The organism is Alkanindiges illinoisensis DSM 15370, from assembly GCF_000619845.1.
In the GTDB taxonomy this organism is placed as follows: Bacteria; Pseudomonadota; Gammaproteobacteria; order Pseudomonadales; family Moraxellaceae; genus Alkanindiges; species Alkanindiges illinoisensis.
The window spans coordinates 755,945-773,068 of sequence record NZ_JHUX01000003.1 but is presented as its reverse complement, the minus strand read 5'-3'; the positions used below and the strand labels follow the sequence as shown (position 1 = coordinate 773,068).

General features: G+C 46.0%; 16 protein-coding genes. 6 read left to right on the top strand and 10 right to left on the bottom strand.

Going from position 1 to position 17,124, the window contains the following annotated elements; translation table 11 throughout:
• Positions 1-75: 75 nt before the first annotated feature.
• Both Q337_RS0103990 and Q337_RS0103985 read left to right on the top strand, forming a co-directional pair.
• Positions 76-789, top strand: a complete 714-nt coding sequence (locus Q337_RS0103990) for a type 1 glutamine amidotransferase domain-containing protein (RefSeq protein WP_026470493.1) — start codon at positions 76-78, stop codon at positions 787-789.
• A gap of 138 nt (positions 790-927) precedes the next feature.
• Positions 928-1,437: a hypothetical protein gene (locus Q337_RS0103985; protein ID WP_034279417.1), complete on the top strand. Its 510-nt coding sequence runs from the start codon at positions 928-930 to the stop codon at positions 1,435-1,437.
• Positions 1,438-1,504: 67 nt separating this feature from the next.
• Here Q337_RS0103985 and sohB read toward each other — a convergent pair whose 3' ends face one another.
• The 9 genes from sohB to Q337_RS0103940 form a co-directional block, all read right to left on the bottom strand.
• On the bottom strand, positions 1,505-2,470 hold the full coding sequence (sohB, locus tag Q337_RS0103980) for a protease SohB (protein ID WP_026470491.1): 966 nt from the start codon (positions 2,468-2,470) through the stop codon (positions 1,505-1,507).
• A gap of 103 nt (positions 2,471-2,573) precedes the next feature.
• Positions 2,574-3,038, bottom strand: a complete 465-nt coding sequence (locus Q337_RS16690) for a hypothetical protein (RefSeq protein ID WP_156935694.1) — start codon at positions 3,036-3,038, stop codon at positions 2,574-2,576.
• Between the two features lie 149 nt (positions 3,039-3,187).
• Positions 3,188-3,472 carry a YeaC family protein gene (locus Q337_RS0103970; RefSeq protein WP_026470490.1) on the bottom strand — a complete coding sequence of 95 codons (285 nt, stop codon included), beginning with the start codon at positions 3,470-3,472 and terminating at the stop codon, positions 3,188-3,190.
• Positions 3,473-3,523: 51 nt separating this feature from the next.
• Positions 3,524-4,453, bottom strand: coding sequence for an NAD(+) kinase (locus tag Q337_RS0103965; RefSeq protein WP_051526539.1), 930 nt, complete (start codon positions 4,451-4,453; stop codon positions 3,524-3,526).
• 193 nt (positions 4,454-4,646) lie between these two features.
• On the bottom strand, positions 4,647-6,809 hold the full coding sequence (locus Q337_RS0103960) for a malate synthase G (protein WP_026470488.1): 2,163 nt from the start codon (positions 6,807-6,809) through the stop codon (positions 4,647-4,649).
• Between the two features lie 239 nt (positions 6,810-7,048).
• Positions 7,049-8,176: a bifunctional 2-methylcitrate synthase/citrate synthase gene (prpC, locus tag Q337_RS0103955; RefSeq protein WP_026470487.1), complete on the bottom strand. Its 1,128-nt coding sequence runs from the start codon at positions 8,174-8,176 to the stop codon at positions 7,049-7,051.
• A 2-nt stretch (positions 8,177-8,178) separates the two neighbouring features.
• Positions 8,179-9,063, bottom strand: coding sequence for a methylisocitrate lyase (gene prpB, locus Q337_RS0103950; RefSeq protein WP_026470486.1), 885 nt, complete (start codon positions 9,061-9,063; stop codon positions 8,179-8,181).
• 127 nt (positions 9,064-9,190) lie between these two features.
• Positions 9,191-10,735 (bottom strand): DHA2 family efflux MFS transporter permease subunit, encoded by a 1,545-nt coding sequence (locus tag Q337_RS16685; protein ID WP_051526538.1) that lies wholly within the window; start codon positions 10,733-10,735, stop codon positions 9,191-9,193.
• 176 nt (positions 10,736-10,911) lie between these two features.
• Positions 10,912-12,021, bottom strand: a complete 1,110-nt coding sequence (locus Q337_RS0103940; protein WP_034279411.1) for an HlyD family secretion protein — start codon at positions 12,019-12,021, stop codon at positions 10,912-10,914.
• Between the two features lie 251 nt (positions 12,022-12,272).
• On the opposite strand from Q337_RS0103940, the gene Q337_RS0103935 reads away from it, so the two are divergent.
• The 4 genes from Q337_RS0103935 to Q337_RS18570 all read left to right on the top strand — a co-directional run bounded on the left by Q337_RS0103935 (position 12,273) and on the right by Q337_RS18570 (position 16,124).
• Entirely contained in the window at positions 12,273-12,926 is a 654-nt protein-coding gene (locus Q337_RS0103935; RefSeq protein WP_051526537.1) for a TetR/AcrR family transcriptional regulator, read from the top strand.
• Positions 12,923-14,206, top strand: a complete 1,284-nt coding sequence (locus Q337_RS0103930) for a TolC family protein (RefSeq protein WP_026470483.1) — start codon at positions 12,923-12,925, stop codon at positions 14,204-14,206. Before Q337_RS0103935 ends, Q337_RS0103930 begins: the two co-directional genes overlap by 4 nt.
• A 227-nt stretch (positions 14,207-14,433) precedes the next feature.
• Positions 14,434-15,351 carry an ornithine carbamoyltransferase gene (gene argF, locus Q337_RS0103925; protein ID WP_026470482.1) on the top strand — a complete coding sequence of 306 codons (918 nt, stop codon included), beginning with the start codon at positions 14,434-14,436 and terminating at the stop codon, positions 15,349-15,351.
• Between the two features lie 329 nt (positions 15,352-15,680).
• Positions 15,681-16,124: a hypothetical protein gene (locus tag Q337_RS18570; protein WP_026470481.1), complete on the top strand. Its 444-nt coding sequence runs from the start codon at positions 15,681-15,683 to the stop codon at positions 16,122-16,124.
• Positions 16,125-16,218: 94 nt separating this feature from the next.
• Here Q337_RS18570 and Q337_RS0103915 read toward each other — a convergent pair whose 3' ends face one another.
• Positions 16,219-16,911, bottom strand: coding sequence for an MgtC/SapB family protein (locus Q337_RS0103915; RefSeq protein WP_026470480.1), 693 nt, complete (start codon positions 16,909-16,911; stop codon positions 16,219-16,221).
• Between the last annotated feature and the right edge of the window lie 213 nt (positions 16,912-17,124).

Genomic DNA, 17,124 nt, shown 5'->3' with positions numbered 1-17,124 from the left:
AATTGGTTAACTATCAATTTATTAGACTTTTAAGCCTCTACAGTGCTGGCATGCCCTTTTAAAGAGATTGCCAGCATGACCCAAAGCAAAAAAGTCCTGATTGTGGTAACTAACACTGAAGAATTTGAAAAAGTGGGTTACCGTACTGGATTGTGGCTTAGTGAGCTTACGCATTTTTGGGATGTGCTGGAAAAAGCTGGTTTAACCATGGATATTGCCAGTCCAGCAGGCGGCTATGTGCCCATCGACCCGGAAAGCCTGCTGATGCCCGAACTCATTCAAATGACAGGCTTGAAAGATGCCGTCAATAAGCGCTATGAAGACCGGGCTTTTATGGACCAGCTTAAAAACACGCAAAGTGTGGCTGATGTTGATGTCAATCAATATGATGCCATCTATCTAACGGGCGGTCATGGCGTGATGTTTGACTTTGCCAACAATGCAGCCCTTGCCCGCCTGATTGCCGAGTTTTATGAAAATAATAAAATCGTTTCTGCGGTTTGCCACGGGCCGTGTGGCTTGCTGAATGTAAAACTCTCCACCGGAAATTATTTGGTTCAAGGTAAAAAACTTACCGGATTTTCCTGGAAGGAAGAACAGTTGGCCAAACGGGACCATGCTGTGCCATTTAGCCTGCAAGATGAGCTGACCCAGCGCGGTGCCCATTATGAAAAAGCGCTGATTCCCTTTACTGAAAACGTGGTAGAAGACGGTTTACTGATTACTGGCCAAAACCCTAAAAGTGCGCATGCGGTAGGTCAGGCAGTGCTTAGCCGATTAGCTAGCTAATTTATCGTATTTATTTATTAATGCATTTAGTGGCTCTACTATTTTGAGCTTCATTTTTCAGCAGACAATTAGAGTAATTGCTCTAATTGTCTGCTAGGCTATTGGCTACTTATGCTGAAAATTAATCAGGCTACAGATATGACCAATACTAAGAGTTACTCTAAAAAAGCCCGGCAAAAAGATTTAAATAAGCTTTTAACCTCTGAAATTCTAGGCGAGCAATTATTTAAGGTTGCAGCACGGTTGAGTAGCAATCCAAAACAGCGTAAAAAGTGGCAAGTGCTGGCTGCACTGGAAACCCAGACCAAAGACTATTTTTTGGATTATTTAAAACAAAGCCAACAACATGCCAAAGCAGACGCAATCGCCAAACTGCAAGCTTCTGCTTCCGGCGCAGCGCTTGCCCTATTACCCTGGAATATGGCGATGCAACTGCTTGAAGATGGTACTAAACAATTCTTGCAGGCTTTTAAACGCCTACAACAACACAGCAGTCCAGAAGATTTGGCATTTTTTACCTATGTGGTTGAGCATGAACTGGCAATACAGCGTTTTGCCCAGCTGGAGCAACAGGGTAATATCGAACATTCCTTACAGCCTGTATTGGCGCTAATTGACTCCGGTATACCGCTAACATCGGGTTTTTAATCACCCATAAAAAAACGCCTGATTCAATCAGACGTTTTTTATGGCTACAGCCTAATTATCCTGCGCTTTAGCCTAGACGGCTATCTTTTAGCATGACAACCTTGCTGCTCAGTTTCATCAGGCTTTCACGCAATACATTGGTTAACACTGGCGCAAGCTCACTGCTTAACTGGGCAGCCTGCAAGCCAAGCTTTTCGCCGAGTGTTGGCTTCTTGCGTGAATGCAGAACATATACATCATGCTTGGGCAATAAGGACAGCAAATAAGCATCCGAGGTTTCCAGTTTATCCACCAGATTCAGCTTTAAAGCATCTTCACCATACCAGTGTTCACCTGTGGCAACTTCAGACACGTTGAGCTTGGGACGATATTTTTCAACAAAGTGCTTAAACAGCGCATGAGTTTGTTGCAATTCGGATTCAAACTTGGCACGGTCTTCATCGGTATTTTCACCAAATACAGTCACTGTGCGTTTGTATTCGCCCGCAGTATACACATCAAAATCAATGTTGTGCTGCTTCAATAGCTTGTGAAAGTTGGGCATCTGGGCAACCACACCAATAGAACCCACCACAGCAAATGGCGCTGCAATAATTTCATGCGCTAGACAGGCCATCATATAGCCGCCGCTGGCTGCAACCTTGTCCACACAAATGGTCAGGTTAAATCCGGCATCCCGCAGGCGCGCCAGTTGTGCTGCTGCCAGACCATAGCCATGTACCAATCCACCTGGACTTTCAAGACGCAAAATAACCCGGTCACGGCCTGCCTTGGCAGTAGATAAAATCATAGTGATTTCTTCACGCAAATGCTCAACACTACTGGCCTGAATATCACCTTTAAAGTCCAGCACAAAAATACGCTGATTGTCTTTTTTACGCTGTTTCTGGTCACGCTCAATACGCTTTTTCAGCTCACGCTGCTCGCTCCAGCCCATCAGGGATTCTGCCAGTTTGAGCTGCTGATCTTCCAGTTTGCCATTTAAATGGGTAATCTGCATTTCCGATGGCAATTTGGGAATATGAAATAGCATAAATGTTCTCTGAATTTTTAGAAAAATAACTTTAATAACATAGGGGTCGCTGACCTGAATTTCAACTGGCTTTTTGCAGCATGATAATGTTCCGGTAGGCCCTTTAGGGAAACATGTCCATTAAATGACAGCTTGTATCCGTTTTTACATCCTCAATACTTTTTACCCGTAAATAGTTTTTACCGTCCTTTTCCTCATAAGCACCAATAACGGTGGCCTGAATTTTATGACTTTCAGTTTCGGCAGCCTGAAGCTGTTTATTATAGTGTTGGCTAAACTGCTGCACGGTATGATCCTGACTTTCTATCAGCACATACTGATTTTGCCCCAAATCACAACGGTTAAGTTGCAATTGCGGCACAGGTTGCTTACCTCCTTGATCAGGATTTGCCTGTACAGGCGCAATGAGTTGTAAGGTGCCGGTAAAAAAATCATAGGCAAGATCATTCTCACCTTCCTGACTATTATGTTCAAGCATAAGTTCTTGAGAATTAATTTCTTGTGCATAACCAGTTGGTACAGTGAGCATGAAAATGCTAATCAGGCTGCCCTTTAATATTGAGTGCAAGTAAGTTTTCATTGTTTGGGATAGTGATCAAAAAAATAAGTGAATAGGACTGAACATCAATAAATCGAATAAACTTTCTAAAAAGTAACAGGCATTTAATTAGCCTGTTAATACTGTCTTTATAACTACTATTTTATAATAGCCCAGCTTTATACCAGACGAAGCGGCCGTTCTTCATCAGGATTATCACCAGACGAATCATGGCTGTGTGAATCACAGCTTTCATCTTTTTTCTTGCTACCACGGTCAATATAGCCGGTACGCTGCTCTTCCGGTAAATGTTTGTGTTCCCATGCAACCACAGCCTGCATACAGGTTTCACGCTGTTCCGGTGTTAGCAGACGCCCATCTGGCCATTTGCCGGTTTCAATCGCTGTCTTAAACCGTTCTACAATTTCTGGTGTTAATGCAGCCAGTACTTGATCAATATTCATGTGTCATTTCTCTTAAAAGCCAGTTTTCCAAAAAGTATGCTGACAGCAAAACTAATCTTCTTGGAATTTATCAAAATCCTGGTTCCAGCCCAGCTTGGTACGGCAGGCTGCATAAAAGTCATAGCCGGGTGGATGCAGCAGGCTTAGTTTGAAGGGATGTTTGCGAATATGCAACCAGTCACCAATTTGCAGGGATACACTGGTTTGACCATCAGCACTCACCATCGGCAAAACCCGGTTATCACGAATATAAATCTTGATTTCGCTTTCCCCGCCTACCACAATGGGCCGGCTGGATAAGGTATGTGGATGCATGGGCACAATCACCACGGCATCCATGGTGGGATACATAATTGGCCCACCCGCAGACAATGCATAGGCCGTAGAACCAGTAGGCGTTGAAATAATCAGCCCGTCACTATGTTGACGATACACATAATGACCATCAATGCTGAGCTCGAAGTCAATCATATGTACCGATTTACCAGCGTGCAGCACAATATCGTTCAAGGCAATGGCTTCATATTTAACCTGAGTACCTGACCGCACTTCCAATTGAAGTAAAAACCGGCGGTCAATGTGATAATGACCCGCCAAAACCTGATCAAGTTTAAACAGCACCTCATGCGGTGAAATATCGGTTAAAAAACCCAGTCGACCACGGTTGATACCAATCACCGGCGTTTTATAACGCACCAGATCGCGTGCCGCATGCAATAGCGAGCCATCACCCCCAACCACAATCACTAGATCACAAACTTCACCCAGCAAAGCGCGTGAAACTATTTGCACTGCTTCCATTGGCACGAGTGTGGCTGTTTCCTCATCAAAAATGGGATGCAAGCCTTTGGCAATCAAGTGCTCATACAGCAGGCACAAGGTATCTACGACAGCTGCTTTTCCAGTACGCCCGACTAGGCCAATATTGCGAAAGTCACTACGAGAACTGCCACGAAAACTGCTGGATTGTTTATCCTTCACCCGCTAATACTCCGCCAAACCTGCAAATCCATCATAACATTAAAATAAAAGCTGTCTTAAAAACCAGACTGGTTTTTGCTGTTTTTTAGCATTTGCTGTTTAGACATTGTACAACCCTAAAAATTTTATCGTTGTATAAAAATCTCAATAAAAAAAACCGCCCTGATTTAGAGCGGTTTTTTAACATTACTACTTACTGTGCAGCTTTTAGCTTTAGGCGTGCAGCGTGCAGCAATGGCTCAGTATAACCACTTGGCTGTACTGTTCCCTTGAAAATCAGGTCGCTGGCAGCCTGGAAAGCGATGCTATCAGCAAAGTTTGGCGCCATTGGCTTATAGAATGGATCGTTGGCATTTTGCTGGTCAACAATCACTGCCATACGCTCTAGCACTTCCTGTACCTGCTCTTTGCTCACAATATTGTGGCGCAGCCAGTTGGCAACATGCTGGCTGGAAATACGCAGGGTTGCACGATCTTCCATCAGGCCAACGTTGTTGATATCAGGCACTTTGGAACAACCAACGCCCAGATCAACCCAGCGAACCACATAACCCAGAATACCCTGACAGTTGTTTTCCAGCTCGTTGGTCAGCTCGTCCTGAGACCAGCTGGTATCAGCGGCCAAAGGCGGGGTTAACAAGTCTTCTAGTGAAGCTGCTGGCTGAGACTTCAGTTCATCCTGACGTGCTTTTACGTTAACTTCATGGTAATGCAACGCATGCAAAGCCGCACCAGTTGGTGATGGAACCCATGCACAGGAAGCACCTGCTTTAGGATGTGCAGTTTTGGTGGCCAGCATGTCTTTCATCATGTCTGGTTTTGGCCACATGCCTTTACCAATCTGGGCTTTACCTTGCAGGCCACAGGCCAGACCGATAGCAACGTTACGGTTTTCGTAGGCAGCGAGCCATTTCTGAGTTTTCACTTCTTCTTTACGCACAACCGGGCCAGCTTCCATGGAAGTATGGATTTCGTCACCGGTACGGTCCATAAAGCCTGTGTTAATAAAGATCGTGCGATCACTTGCAGCACGGATACATTCTTTCAGATTAACCGAAGTGCGGCGCTCTTCATCCATAATCCCGATTTTCAGGGATTTCGGTGGCAGGCCAACAGCCTGTTCAGCACGCTCAAACAGCTCAACCGCAAATTTCACTTCTTCTGGGCCATGCATTTTTGGCTTAACAATATACATGGAACCCGTGCGTGAGTTACGCAACGTGTTGGTGCCCTTTATATCATGGATAGTCAGCAGTGAAGTCACCAGCGCATCCATGATGCCTTCAAAGACTTCTTCACCATCTACAAGGATGGCTGGGTTAGTCATCAAATGACCCACATTACGCAACAGCATTAATGAACGGCCATGCAACTTCAACTCTCCACCGTTTAAATCCTTGAATGTCAGATCAGAATTCATCTGACGGGTAACGGTTTTGCCGCCTTTCTGAAAAGATTCTTGCAGGTCACCTTTAATCAGGCCCAGCCAGTTGCGGTAGCCTTCCACTTTTTCTTCCGCATCAACAGCAGCAACCGAATCTTCAAGATCCTGAATGGTGGTTACGGCTGCTTCAACCAGCAGGTCTTTTACGCCAGCAGCATCAGTCTGGCCGATTGGGCTAGCTGCATCAATCTGGATAACAACATGCAGGCCGTTGTTCTTCAGCAACACTTCATTTGGATTGGCAGCATCACCATTATAACCCACCAGTTGGTCGGTATTTTTCAGGCCGCTCGTGCTGCCGTCTTTTAGGCTCACCACCAGTTTATTGCCATCAATTGCGTATTTGGTGGCATCAGCATGTGAGCCATTTTCCAGTGCAAAGGTTTTGTCGAGGAAATTTTTAGCAAATGCAATCACTTGATTACCACGAACCGGATTATAGCCCTTGCCTTTTTCAGCCCCGTCAGCTTCAGAAATCACATCGGTGCCATACAGGGCATCGTACAGTGAACCCCAGCGTGCATTGGCCGCGTTTAAGGCATAACGGGCATTGCGTACAGGCACAACCAGCTGGGCACCTGCCAGGGTTGCAATTTCTTCATCAACATTTTCAGTGGTAATCTGAAAGTCGTCGCCTTCTGGCACGATATAACCAATTTCACGCAGGAAAGCCTGATAGGCCGTTTTGTCAAAGCCAGGATTATTGCGATGCCATTCATCAATCTGGGCTTGCAGTTCTTCACGCTTGGCCAGTAATTCTTTATTTTTTGGTGTTAGATCACTAACCACCTGCTCAAAATTTTTCCAGTAGGTTGCGCTATCGACGCCTGTACCCGCCAAGGCTTCGTTTTCAATAAAATCGTACAATTCTTTGGCAATGCTTAAGTTGCCTTGTTGAATACGTGCAGTCATTGTCTATCCTAATGCGCTACTAAAATTAAGAAAGGCGGCATTATACTGTTTTATCAGCCACTTTGCATGAATCTATGGTCTTAAAGTGTTTCATTATTTCAAGGGAAAAATAGGAAGTTTTTTAAATGAATAATTTTTTAGTAAATTTAAAATTTACACTAGGATATTAATTTAGTAGTTAGGTTTTTCAGATAAAAAAAGCAAGCCATCAAGACCTGCTTTTTAATTGCTACAGCAAATTAACGCTGAGCAATAGGCGTCACAGTGCGTAGTTCCGGGCCAGTATATTCCGCACTTGGACGAATAATGCGGTTATCGGCACGCTGTTCCATTACATGGGCAGCCCAGCCAGTCAAACGGCTCATCACAAAAATTGGGGTGAACAGCTTGGTGGGAATTCCCATAAAGTGGTAAGCAGAGGCATGGAAAAAGTCTGCATTACAGAACAGTTTTTTCTCGCGCCACATCACTTCTTCACAGCGTACAGATACCGGATACAGTACGGTATCGCCTACATCAGCGGCCAGTTTTTCTGACCATTGCTTGATAATGCCATTACGTGGATCGTTGTCCTTATAGATGGCATGACCAAAGCCCATGATCTTGTCTTTGCGTGCCAGCATGGCCATCATTTCACTTTCGGCATGATCAGGATCAGTGAATTTTTCAATCATGTCCATGGCAGCTTCGTTCGCGCCACCATGCAATGGGCCACGCAGGGAGCCAATCGCGCCAGTCACGCAGGAATGCATGTCAGAGAGGGTTGACGCACATACGCGCGCAGTGAATGTAGAGGCATTGAACTCATGCTCTGCGTACAAAATCAGCGATACATTCATGACCTTAGCATGCAGCTCATTAGGTTTTTCACCTTTTAACAAGTGCAGGAAATGCGCGCCAATCGAGTCATCATCGGTATTTTCATCAATACGCACGCCATCATGGCTAAAGCGATACCAATACGTGATGATAGACGGGAATGCAGCCAGCAGGCGGTCAGTCACTTCCTGCTGCTGATCAAATGATTGTTCTGTTTCAAGGTTACCCAGCATCGAGCAGCCAGTACGCATGACATCCATGGGATGAGAATCGGCAGGAATGCGTTCCAGCACGTCTTTTAATGCCTGAGGCAGGCTACGCAAACCTTTTAACTTGGCTTTGTAGGCAGCCAGTTGTTCAGCATTCGGCAGTTCACCAAAGAAAATCAGGTAAGCAACTTCTTCAAACTCACAATGTTCTGCAAGGTCTTTGACGTCATAACCGCGATAGGTCAAACCCGCGCCAGATTTTCCTACAGTAGACAGTGCTGTTTTACCCGCTACCTGACCGCGCAGCCCCGCACCAGACAATACTTTACCTTCTGCCATTGTTATTTCTCCTGTTTAAAGAGTTGATCTAATTTGTCTTCAAAAGAATGATAGTTCAGGAACTCGTACAGCTCGCTGCGCTTTTGCATGTTGTCCAGTACATTGACTTGCGTGCCTTCCTTGCGAATGGCCTGCATCACTTCCAGTGCCGCTTTTTGCATGGCACGGGTAGCAGAGAGCGGATACAGCACCATGCCAATGCCCTGCTCACCCAGTTCATTCACGGTGTAATACGGGGTTGTACCAAATTCGGTAATGTTAGCCAGTACCGGAACGCCAACAGCATCAACCACTTTGCGGTACATGGTAATGTCGGTCATGGCTTCGGCAAAAATGGCATCAGCACCCGCTTCCACACAGGCACAGGCACGGTCGATTACACCTTGCAAGCCTTCTTGTTGCAGCGCATCGGTACGCGCCATCAGTACAAAATCGGGATCAGTTTTGGCATCAGCCGCAGCTTTAATGCGATCAACCATTTCAGCTTGTGTCACGATTTCCTTGTTAGGACGATGACCACAGCGTTTTTGTGCGACCTGATCTTCAATATGCACGGCAGCAGCACCAGCACGAATCATTTCCTTAATGGTGCGGGAAATATTGAATGCACCACCCCAACCGGTATCAATATCCACCAGTAATGGCGTATCAACCTGACTGGTAATGCGGCGCACATCGGTCAGTACGTCATCTAGACTGGTCATGCCAAGGTCTGGCAAGCCATAAGAATAGTTCGCAACACCGGCGCCGGACAGGTAAATGGCCTTATAGCCGACTTGCGTTGCCATCATGGCGGCATAGGCATTCACCGTACCGAGGATTTGTAATGGTTTTTCTACAGCTAACGCATCGCGGAAACGACGGCCTGCGGAATTTGACTGACTCATAAAAATATCCATTAGCGTTGCAACGTGATAATGGTTGCCGAGTATATAAAGCTTTAACCAAGCTTGCACCGTTAAATTGAATAAAAACTCTAATTTAACAGCGCAATCATGATGTTTTCTGCCAATTCTAGTGAACGGGCATGTTGTCTACAGAAGTATTGCTGGGTTTCTTCACAAAAAAGACAATAAAGGCCGTGGCAAACATGAGTGCAGCCAGCATTTTTAAGATGTCGTTAAAGGTTAAGGTCAGCGCTTGCAAATGCATTTGCCGACTCAGCATGGTAATCGCTAATTGTTCGGCCTGATCGCCAGCCATCGCCTGATACTTGGCGGTTAATTGCGCCACATAATCCACCACTTCGGGGCGTGATGGAATCAAATAACTGCTTAGGCCAGTGACATGCACTGCCATGCGCTGGTCAATTAAGGTATTAATGATAGCCAGACCAATCGCCCCGCCAATATTACGGGTCAGGTTATATACGCCGCTGGCACTTTTAATTTTGTGCAGCGGCAAGGTAGACATGGCCAGTTGCGACATAATGATCAGGCCCATCATCATACCAATACCACGCAATACCTGTGGCCAAAAAAATTCGTCAAAATCACTTTGGGTGGTCAGATTGGCGTTTAGCACAACGCCCAGTGCTGCAATGGACAAGCCTGCAAAAATCACCTTGCGCGCATCAAACTTGGACATGACCGAACCCACAAAAGGCGCAAACAGAAACATGGTTACACCCATCACCAGCATGATATGGCCAATCTGGCTACTGTTCATGCCACGAACCTGTCCTAAAAATACCGGAACGATATACACCATGCCATACAGCGCCATGCCCAGTACAAAGGTCATCATGGAACTTAAGCTGAAATTGCGATTATTAAATACGCTAAGATCAACAATTGGCTGGCGAACTGTCAGACAGCGGTAGAAAAAAATGATTGCCGAAAGCAAACAGGCAATGGCGGTATATAAAATGGCATGGTCGGAAAACCAGTCATTACGCGGGCCTTCATCCAGCACAAACTCAAGCCCACCCAGAAAAATAGCCATACTGGCCAGCCCCAGCCAGTCAATACGGGCAAACAATTCCGGGTTAGGTTTGTCCAGATCCTGCGCTGAATACACAAATGAAGCAATCAGCAAGCCCGGCATGATATTGATGAAAAACATCCAGTGCCACGAAAAATGCGTGGTGAGCCAGCCGCCAAGTGTGGGGCCAATCGCCGGACCAAGTGTACTCACCATCCCTACCACAACCATGGGCAGCGCCTGCTTTTCCTTGGGAAACAGCACAAATAGCGCTGCCATGGTGGTAGGAATCATGCCACCGCCTAGAAAACCCTGAAAGGCGCGAAATACCAGCATGGATTCCAGATTCCATGAGAAACCGCACATCAGGGAAGCCAGCGAAAAACCCAGTGCTGAAATAGTAAAATAGACCCGGGTCGACAACAAATTGGAGAGCAAAGCAGATAGCGGAATGGCAATGACTTCGGCAATCAGGTAAATGGTTTGCACCCAGGCAACTTCACTTTGACTCGCCCCAAGGCCTGCCTGAATTTCGTTAATGGAACTTGCAACAATCTGAATGTCCAGAATTGCCATAAAGTTGCCAAAAACCATGGCACCAAACATGGCCCATGCCGCAGCAGGACTAATTTTCATACTCAATTCCAGTGCTGACCATTATTTTAAAAACAACAGCAACTTTAACTACAATAGCAACTGCCCAAGTAATCATGATCTGGACAGTTTTACTATCTGTTTAAAACACCCAAAAGCAGTGACAATGTAATGACAAACTCATATCATCAAATCTAAGTGATGATTTGGTAGGATCATTAGGTTCGCAAATCAACTTTCACCGTGGCTGACAAACCCGGACGCAATACAGGATCACCCGACTTACGGTCTAGCAGGATTTTTACCGGCACACGCTGGACTACCTTGTTAAAGTTACCAGTGGCATTTTCAGGTGGCATCAGGGAAAATTCGGCACCGGAAGCTGGTGAAAAGCTATCAATATGTCCGGTAAACTCATGGTCAGGATAAGCATCGAGTTCAACTGTTACTTTCTGGCCAACGTGCATATCAGTAATCTGGGTTTCCTTGAAGTTGGCTTCTACAAAGGTTTTTTCCAGCGGTACAATAGCCAGCAAGCGGGTTTGCGGATTAACCCGACTACCCAGACGCACGGCCAGATCACCAATGGTGCCGGAAACCGGGGCAACGACTTGAGCGGATGAGGCATCTACACCAATCAGGTTAACATTGGCCTTGGCACTATTAACATCTGCCACCAATTGCTCACGGCTGGCCTGTATGCTACCAAACTGGGCTTTAGCGCCAGCAATACCTGCTTCTGCACGTTTGACTTGCGCCTGTGCGGCTTGATATTGGGCCTGCGCCGACTGATATTGTGCCTGTGCGGATTGATATTGTGCCTGTACAGATTCAACGCGCTGGCGTGTGGTCACACCTTCGCTCAATAAGGCATTATAACGCGCCGCATCTTTTTGTGTTCTCGCTACTTCGGCCTGTGCCTGATTCACGCCAGCCTGTGCCTGCTTGAGTCCAGCATACGCCTGATCAAGTCCAGCTTGCGCTTCCAGAATTACCGCGTCCTGACTGGCTGCATTTTGCTGCTGCACACCAAGGGCGGCTTCTTTAAGCTGGGTGATTGCCTGCGCCTGCTCATAACGTGCCTGTGTATCACGGTCGTCCAGTTTCATTAGAACCTGACCAGCTTTTACTTCCTGATTATTTTTAACGTTTAGCTGGGTAATTTCACCAGCAACACGTGGACTAACCCAGGTGACATCAGCTTTTAGATAGGCGTTATCAGTGGATTCATAAAACCGGTAAACCAGAAAATAATAAATGATCCCCAGTACGGCAAGGACTAAAAAAATTGCTAAAATAATCTTGGGTAAACGCTTTCTTTTGTTCATGGCAGAAGCATCCTGAGTCTGTGAATCAACATCAGGGGATGCTGCCTCATCTGTGGCATTACTCTGGGCATGACTGGCAACATTGGGCGATTGAACATTTGTGGCATTAGCCGACATTTTATGCTCCTTGCGCAGCATCAAGGTGAATGATATTGTACTGTACCGAACAGTACATTTTTCTGACAAGAGCAGTTTGCACTTTTTTTGTGTGGAATCAACTAGGGCGGTCAACTTTCTATGAGTTTTTTTCGATGAATAACGTGCATGACACATCGCAATCAAGTTGTACGACAGCACTGACCCGGCGTGGTATTGAGCGCCGTGCCTCATTGTTGCAGGCTGCCAATACGCTTTTTCTGGAAAAAGGCTTCAATGCCGTTAGCCTTGATGACATCGTACAGTTTTGTGGCGGTTCAAAAGCAGCGATTTATCAATATTTTGGCAATAAAAAAGGATTGCTGGCTGCCCTGTTTGAATATCGTTGTGAAAAATTCTTTAAGTCCAATCCGCCACCACAATGGCAATCCGGCCAGTCACTGCATGAAATCATATTGCTGACTGCCAAGTCAGTGTATATCGCCTTTACTGATACTGACAATATTGCCTTTATGCGGCTAGTGGTTGAAGAATCCCAGCGTGATCCTGAGCTGGCGCAACTGGCTTATGATTCAGGACCCAAGCGCGGCCTGTTGATTGTAGCCAACCTGCTGGAACGTGCCCATGCGCAGGGCGAAATTGACTGCCCTCATCCTTATGAATCAGCCACACTATTCTTTGGCATGCTGCGACATGCCCAATGGCGCTTGCTGGTGGGTCTTTCTCCACTGGAAGACCATCTGGATGCTGATCATTACCTTAAATATCTGGTTGAACGTTTTTTAGCAGGACATCGTCACTCATCATGAACTTTTCTTATTTTCGTGCGCCTGCCTTATCGGTTCGCGCCTCGATTTTGTTATGCGCAATGATTACGCCCCCTGTGGCAGTTTATGCCCAAACCTTACAGGAAAGTATTGCACTGGCCAAAAACTATCAGTCAGAGCGTCGTCTGGCCGGTTTACAGGTACAAGATCAGGCTGCCCAACTGGCACAAATCCGTGCTCAATATGGTTTTAAACTCAGTGCTAATGCCGAAATTGGGGCTGGCTATATTACTACTGAAAAAAATGCACTGTTTCCTGAAGAAGGCAAACGCTTTCCACAAACTGTAGGCATGCAGTTTAGTTATCCTTTATATACCGCTGGCCGTCAGCAACTGGCGGTTCAGGCAGCACAAACCAGCATTGAAGCAGCCGAGGCCAATGTTGGTTATGTCGATACACAGGCTGCACTGGCAGCGATTAGCTTACATGCGGCCATTACCCGTGATCTGGCACTTATTCAACTGGAACAGGATAATCAGCGCTCGCTGGATCAGGCTGCCCGTGATGCAGGTTTACGCTTAAAAGCAGGTGAAGTCACTAAAACTGATCTGGCACAGGCGAATGCGCGACAGGCGCAAGGAGCAGCCAGTCAAAGTCGTGCTGAAGCCACATTATTGGTCGATCAATCACGCTATGTTCAGCTCACTGGCCAGAGTCCGCAAAACCTTGAGCCATTGCAACAGGTGTCCACAGTGCCCAGCTTAACTGACGCACTCACCATGATTGAAAGTACCCCCTTGATTGAAAATGCACGCCTGCAATTAAAAGCAGCACAGCAACAACTGGAACTCAGCCACCGGGAAAGCTATCCCAGTATCCAGCTGGCTGGCCGCGCCAATACACAGGATGACAGTGACTTTTCAACCAGTCGACTGGGTGCATATGGAGTGAGCTTGCAAGCCAGCCTGCCCATTCTGGATGGCGGCACACGAAAGGCAGAAGTGCTGCGCTCACAGGCACGGGTTGCTATTGCTCAGGAACAACTCGACAGTAACCGTCGCCAGCTCCAGCAGCGCCTGACTGAAAACTATGCCATGCTGCAAACTAGCCAGAATCAGTATCCGGCTTTAATCAAGGCACGCGATGCAGCACAACTGGCACTACAAACCATTCGCCGTGAGCTGGAACTGGGCACACGTACCACCTATGATTTACTCACTGCCGAGCAAACCTTGCTGGATGCCAATACCCAGCTCATTTTAAATCAGGAAGATCAGGCCTTAAATGCCTATCAGATTCTGGCTCAGCTTAATCGTCTGTAACTGATAAGCTGTAATGACAATTGCATTACTTTTTAAGCAATTTTAAAAAAATGAGCTATTTTTTCTTTAAAACGCTTGCATAGAGTAATGCATTGACTGCATCAAATCAGGATAGCCTTTGCAGCCTTGCCCTGCAATCGCTTATACTCGGGACAGTCTTACATATTAAACGGATGACATTGGCTGTGAGCACCATTTAAGGTGCTCATTGTTTTTGCGGAGACATTATGGCCCTGCGGCATTTTTTAACCTTAACCGATCTTAGTAGTACAGAACTTAAAGCAATTATTGATCGTGCCATTGAACTCAAAGCGATGCAGCACAAAGGCGAAATTTATCAGCCATTTGTAGGTAAAGTACTGGGCATGATCTTTGAGAAGTCCAGTACCCGTACCCGTGTTTCATTTGAAGCAGGCATGATTCAGTTTGGTGGCGGTGCCATTTTTTTATCACCACGTGATACCCAGCTGGGCCGTGGTGAACCCATTGAAGATTCTGCCCGGGTTATTTCCAGCATGCTGGATATAGTCATGATCCGAACCTTTGCACATGCCACAGTAGAACGCTTTGCCCAGTACTCCAGAGTTCCGGTCATTAACGGCCTGACAGATACACATCACCCTTGCCAGTTGCTGGCTGACCTGCAAACTTTCAAGGAACATCGTGGTGAGATTGCTGGCAAGACCGTGTCTTGGATTGGCGATGGCAACAACATGTGCAACTCCTATATTCATGCAGCACACATGCTCAATTTTAAGCTGCGTATTGCCACCCCGTATGGTTTTGAGCCGGAACCTGAACTACTGGAAGAGTATGCACATTGTGTGGAGCTGGTGAAAAGTGCCGAGGAAGCTGCAGAAGGTTCTCACCTACTCACGACTGACGTCTGGGCCAGTATGGGGCAGGAAAATGAGCAAAATACCCGCAAGCGCCGATTTGCACCTTTCCAGATTTCGCCTCCACTGATGGATCTGGCCAGTCCGGATGCCCTGTTTATGCATTGCCTGCCTGCACATCGTGGTGAGGAAATTTCAGAAGATATGCTGGATGATCCGCGTGCTGTGGTTTGGGATGAAGCAGAAAACCGCCTGCATGCGCAAAAAGCACTTATTGAGTTCTTACTGTTTGAGCTACAGAAAAAATAACAGTTCAGATGACTTGAATCAGGAATTTTTTGGCAGACAATTCAGGGAACTTTGGTTCCCTTTTTTGCCTAAGCTTTTTTAAACACTAGCCCTTCCCCTGTTGATCTGGTTCTTTAAACTTATAGCAGCACTCTAGCTAAAGTGGCTTCAAAGCATACCACCACTACTTTTTTGCCCCAATTTCTGCTTATTTTCCGCTTAAAACGCTTGTTAGTGATTTTTCCTTTACACGCTTTGCAGTTGCCCTACACAGAATGACAGTTATTTACTGACACAGTTTTATGCCGTGTTAAAACAGTAGAGTCGTTAATCTTAGTGAGGAACTCATCATGGCTCGTGGAGAAAAATCAGCATATACCGACAAGCAAAAACGTCAGGCTGAACACATTGAGGACAGCGAAAAAAAACAGGGACGCTCAACCGATGACGCTGAGCGTATTGCCTGGGCTACCGTAAACAAGCAAGACGGTGGTGGCAAGAAAAAGGCAGCGAGTAAGTCTGATTCTAAAACCAAGAGCAGCAAGTCTGCCAGTACCAAATCTGAAAAACCAAAGTCTGCTAAAACCAAAACAGATTCTAAAGCCAAATCAGACTCTCAAACCGACAGCAAAAAAACTGCCAGTAAGAAGTCTGATAGCAAAGGTACGGATAGCAAGAAATCAGCCAGCACTAAGTCCAGCAGTAAAAAAACTGACGATAAAAAAGCCTCTCCTAAAAAGGATAGTGCTAAAAAATCGACAGAAAAGAAATCAACGGATAAAAAGAGCAAATAACCTGCTCATGTGTTGATTGATCATTAATAAAAACCTGCCTGATAATTACAACTTATTATCGGGCAGGTTTTTATTTAATAGTGATCATTAGCTATTAGTCACCTGTAGGTGATAAGCCAAAACCTTCCACATTCTCCATTTTTAGCAAAGCATGACTTAAGAGATTCAGGTTTTCTGCTTTCAGGGTACTTACGGTCATCTGGTAGCGAAATGAATCATCCTGATCAGCATGATAGCTCATAGCATTAACACTAAAGCCGTAATTTTTAAGCATGCTGCGCAGCTCAGTTTCATCCATTACCTGATGCCGTGCAAAGCGTATCCAGTGATGGGAATAAATCTGTGATGGCATCAATGATTCAATGCGGCGGAAAACTGACAGGATACCTACGGTCAGCACGGTTGCAATAACCGCGGGAAAGAAAAAACCAATTCCCATTAAAATTCCAATGGCTGCCGTAATCCAGATTGAAGCAGCCGTGGTCAAGCCGCGTACACTCAGCCCTTCCTTGAAAATTACACCCGCACCCAGAAAACCAATACCCGTCATGATGCCTTGTGCAGTCCGGGTAGGATCAATACGGATCATATCGTGGGTAATACCGGGCATCCACTGGCTCTGATACAGTGTTACCAGCATCAACAAACTTGAGGTCAAGCACACCAGCGTATGGGTGCGAAAACCCGCAGGCCGTCCATGAAAACTGCGCTCAAGTCCAATGGCAGCACCAGCCACCAGTGCGCTAATCAAGTGCACCAGAATATTAATATAGTCACTTTCATTCATTTGATTACGTTGCCTCCTGTCATCTGCTGATAGCATAAACCACAATGAATTCCTAGTTTGTCTAAGAACTGCATACTGTTTTCAGTACTTGAGAAAAATCAATCGCAATATAGCGCTGCCAACTCTTTATCCTGTTACAAATGGTCATTAAAAATCTGCTTGAGTAGGCTATCACCGAATGTGATAAAATTGCTGCCCCTTTGCAAAGCCAAA

What these genes read in the sequence shown, in the direction of transcription:
- prpC (WP_026470487.1), bottom strand. Translation starts at nt 8,176, where the DNA reads ATGGCAGAAGGTAAAGTATTGTCTGGTGCGGGGCTGCGCGGTCAGGTA.
- Q337_RS0103960 (WP_026470488.1), bottom strand. Translation starts at nt 6,809, where the DNA reads ATGACTGCACGTATTCAACAAGGCAACTTAAGCATTGCCAAAGAATTG.
- argF (WP_026470482.1), top strand. Translation starts at nt 14,434, where the DNA reads ATGGCCCTGCGGCATTTTTTAACCTTAACCGATCTTAGTAGTACAGAA.
- Q337_RS0103990 (WP_026470493.1), top strand. Translation starts at nt 76, where the DNA reads ATGACCCAAAGCAAAAAAGTCCTGATTGTGGTAACTAACACTGAAGAA.
- prpB (WP_026470486.1), bottom strand. Translation starts at nt 9,063, where the DNA reads ATGAGTCAGTCAAATTCCGCAGGCCGTCGTTTCCGCGATGCGTTAGCT.
- Q337_RS0103985 (WP_034279417.1), top strand. Translation starts at nt 928, where the DNA reads ATGACCAATACTAAGAGTTACTCTAAAAAAGCCCGGCAAAAAGATTTA.
- Q337_RS0103935 (WP_051526537.1), top strand. Translation starts at nt 12,273, where the DNA reads ATGAATAACGTGCATGACACATCGCAATCAAGTTGTACGACAGCACTG.
- Q337_RS0103930 (WP_026470483.1), top strand. Translation starts at nt 12,923, where the DNA reads ATGAACTTTTCTTATTTTCGTGCGCCTGCCTTATCGGTTCGCGCCTCG.
- Q337_RS18570 (WP_026470481.1), top strand. Translation starts at nt 15,681, where the DNA reads ATGGCTCGTGGAGAAAAATCAGCATATACCGACAAGCAAAAACGTCAG.
- Q337_RS0103915 (WP_026470480.1), bottom strand. Translation starts at nt 16,911, where the DNA reads ATGAATGAAAGTGACTATATTAATATTCTGGTGCACTTGATTAGCGCA.
- Q337_RS16685 (WP_051526538.1), bottom strand. Translation starts at nt 10,735, where the DNA reads ATGAAAATTAGTCCTGCTGCGGCATGGGCCATGTTTGGTGCCATGGTT.
- Q337_RS0103940 (WP_034279411.1), bottom strand. Translation starts at nt 12,021, where the DNA reads ATGAACAAAAGAAAGCGTTTACCCAAGATTATTTTAGCAATTTTTTTA.
- Q337_RS0103970 (WP_026470490.1), bottom strand. Translation starts at nt 3,472, where the DNA reads ATGAATATTGATCAAGTACTGGCTGCATTAACACCAGAAATTGTAGAA.
- sohB (WP_026470491.1), bottom strand. Translation starts at nt 2,470, where the DNA reads ATGCTATTTCATATTCCCAAATTGCCATCGGAAATGCAGATTACCCAT.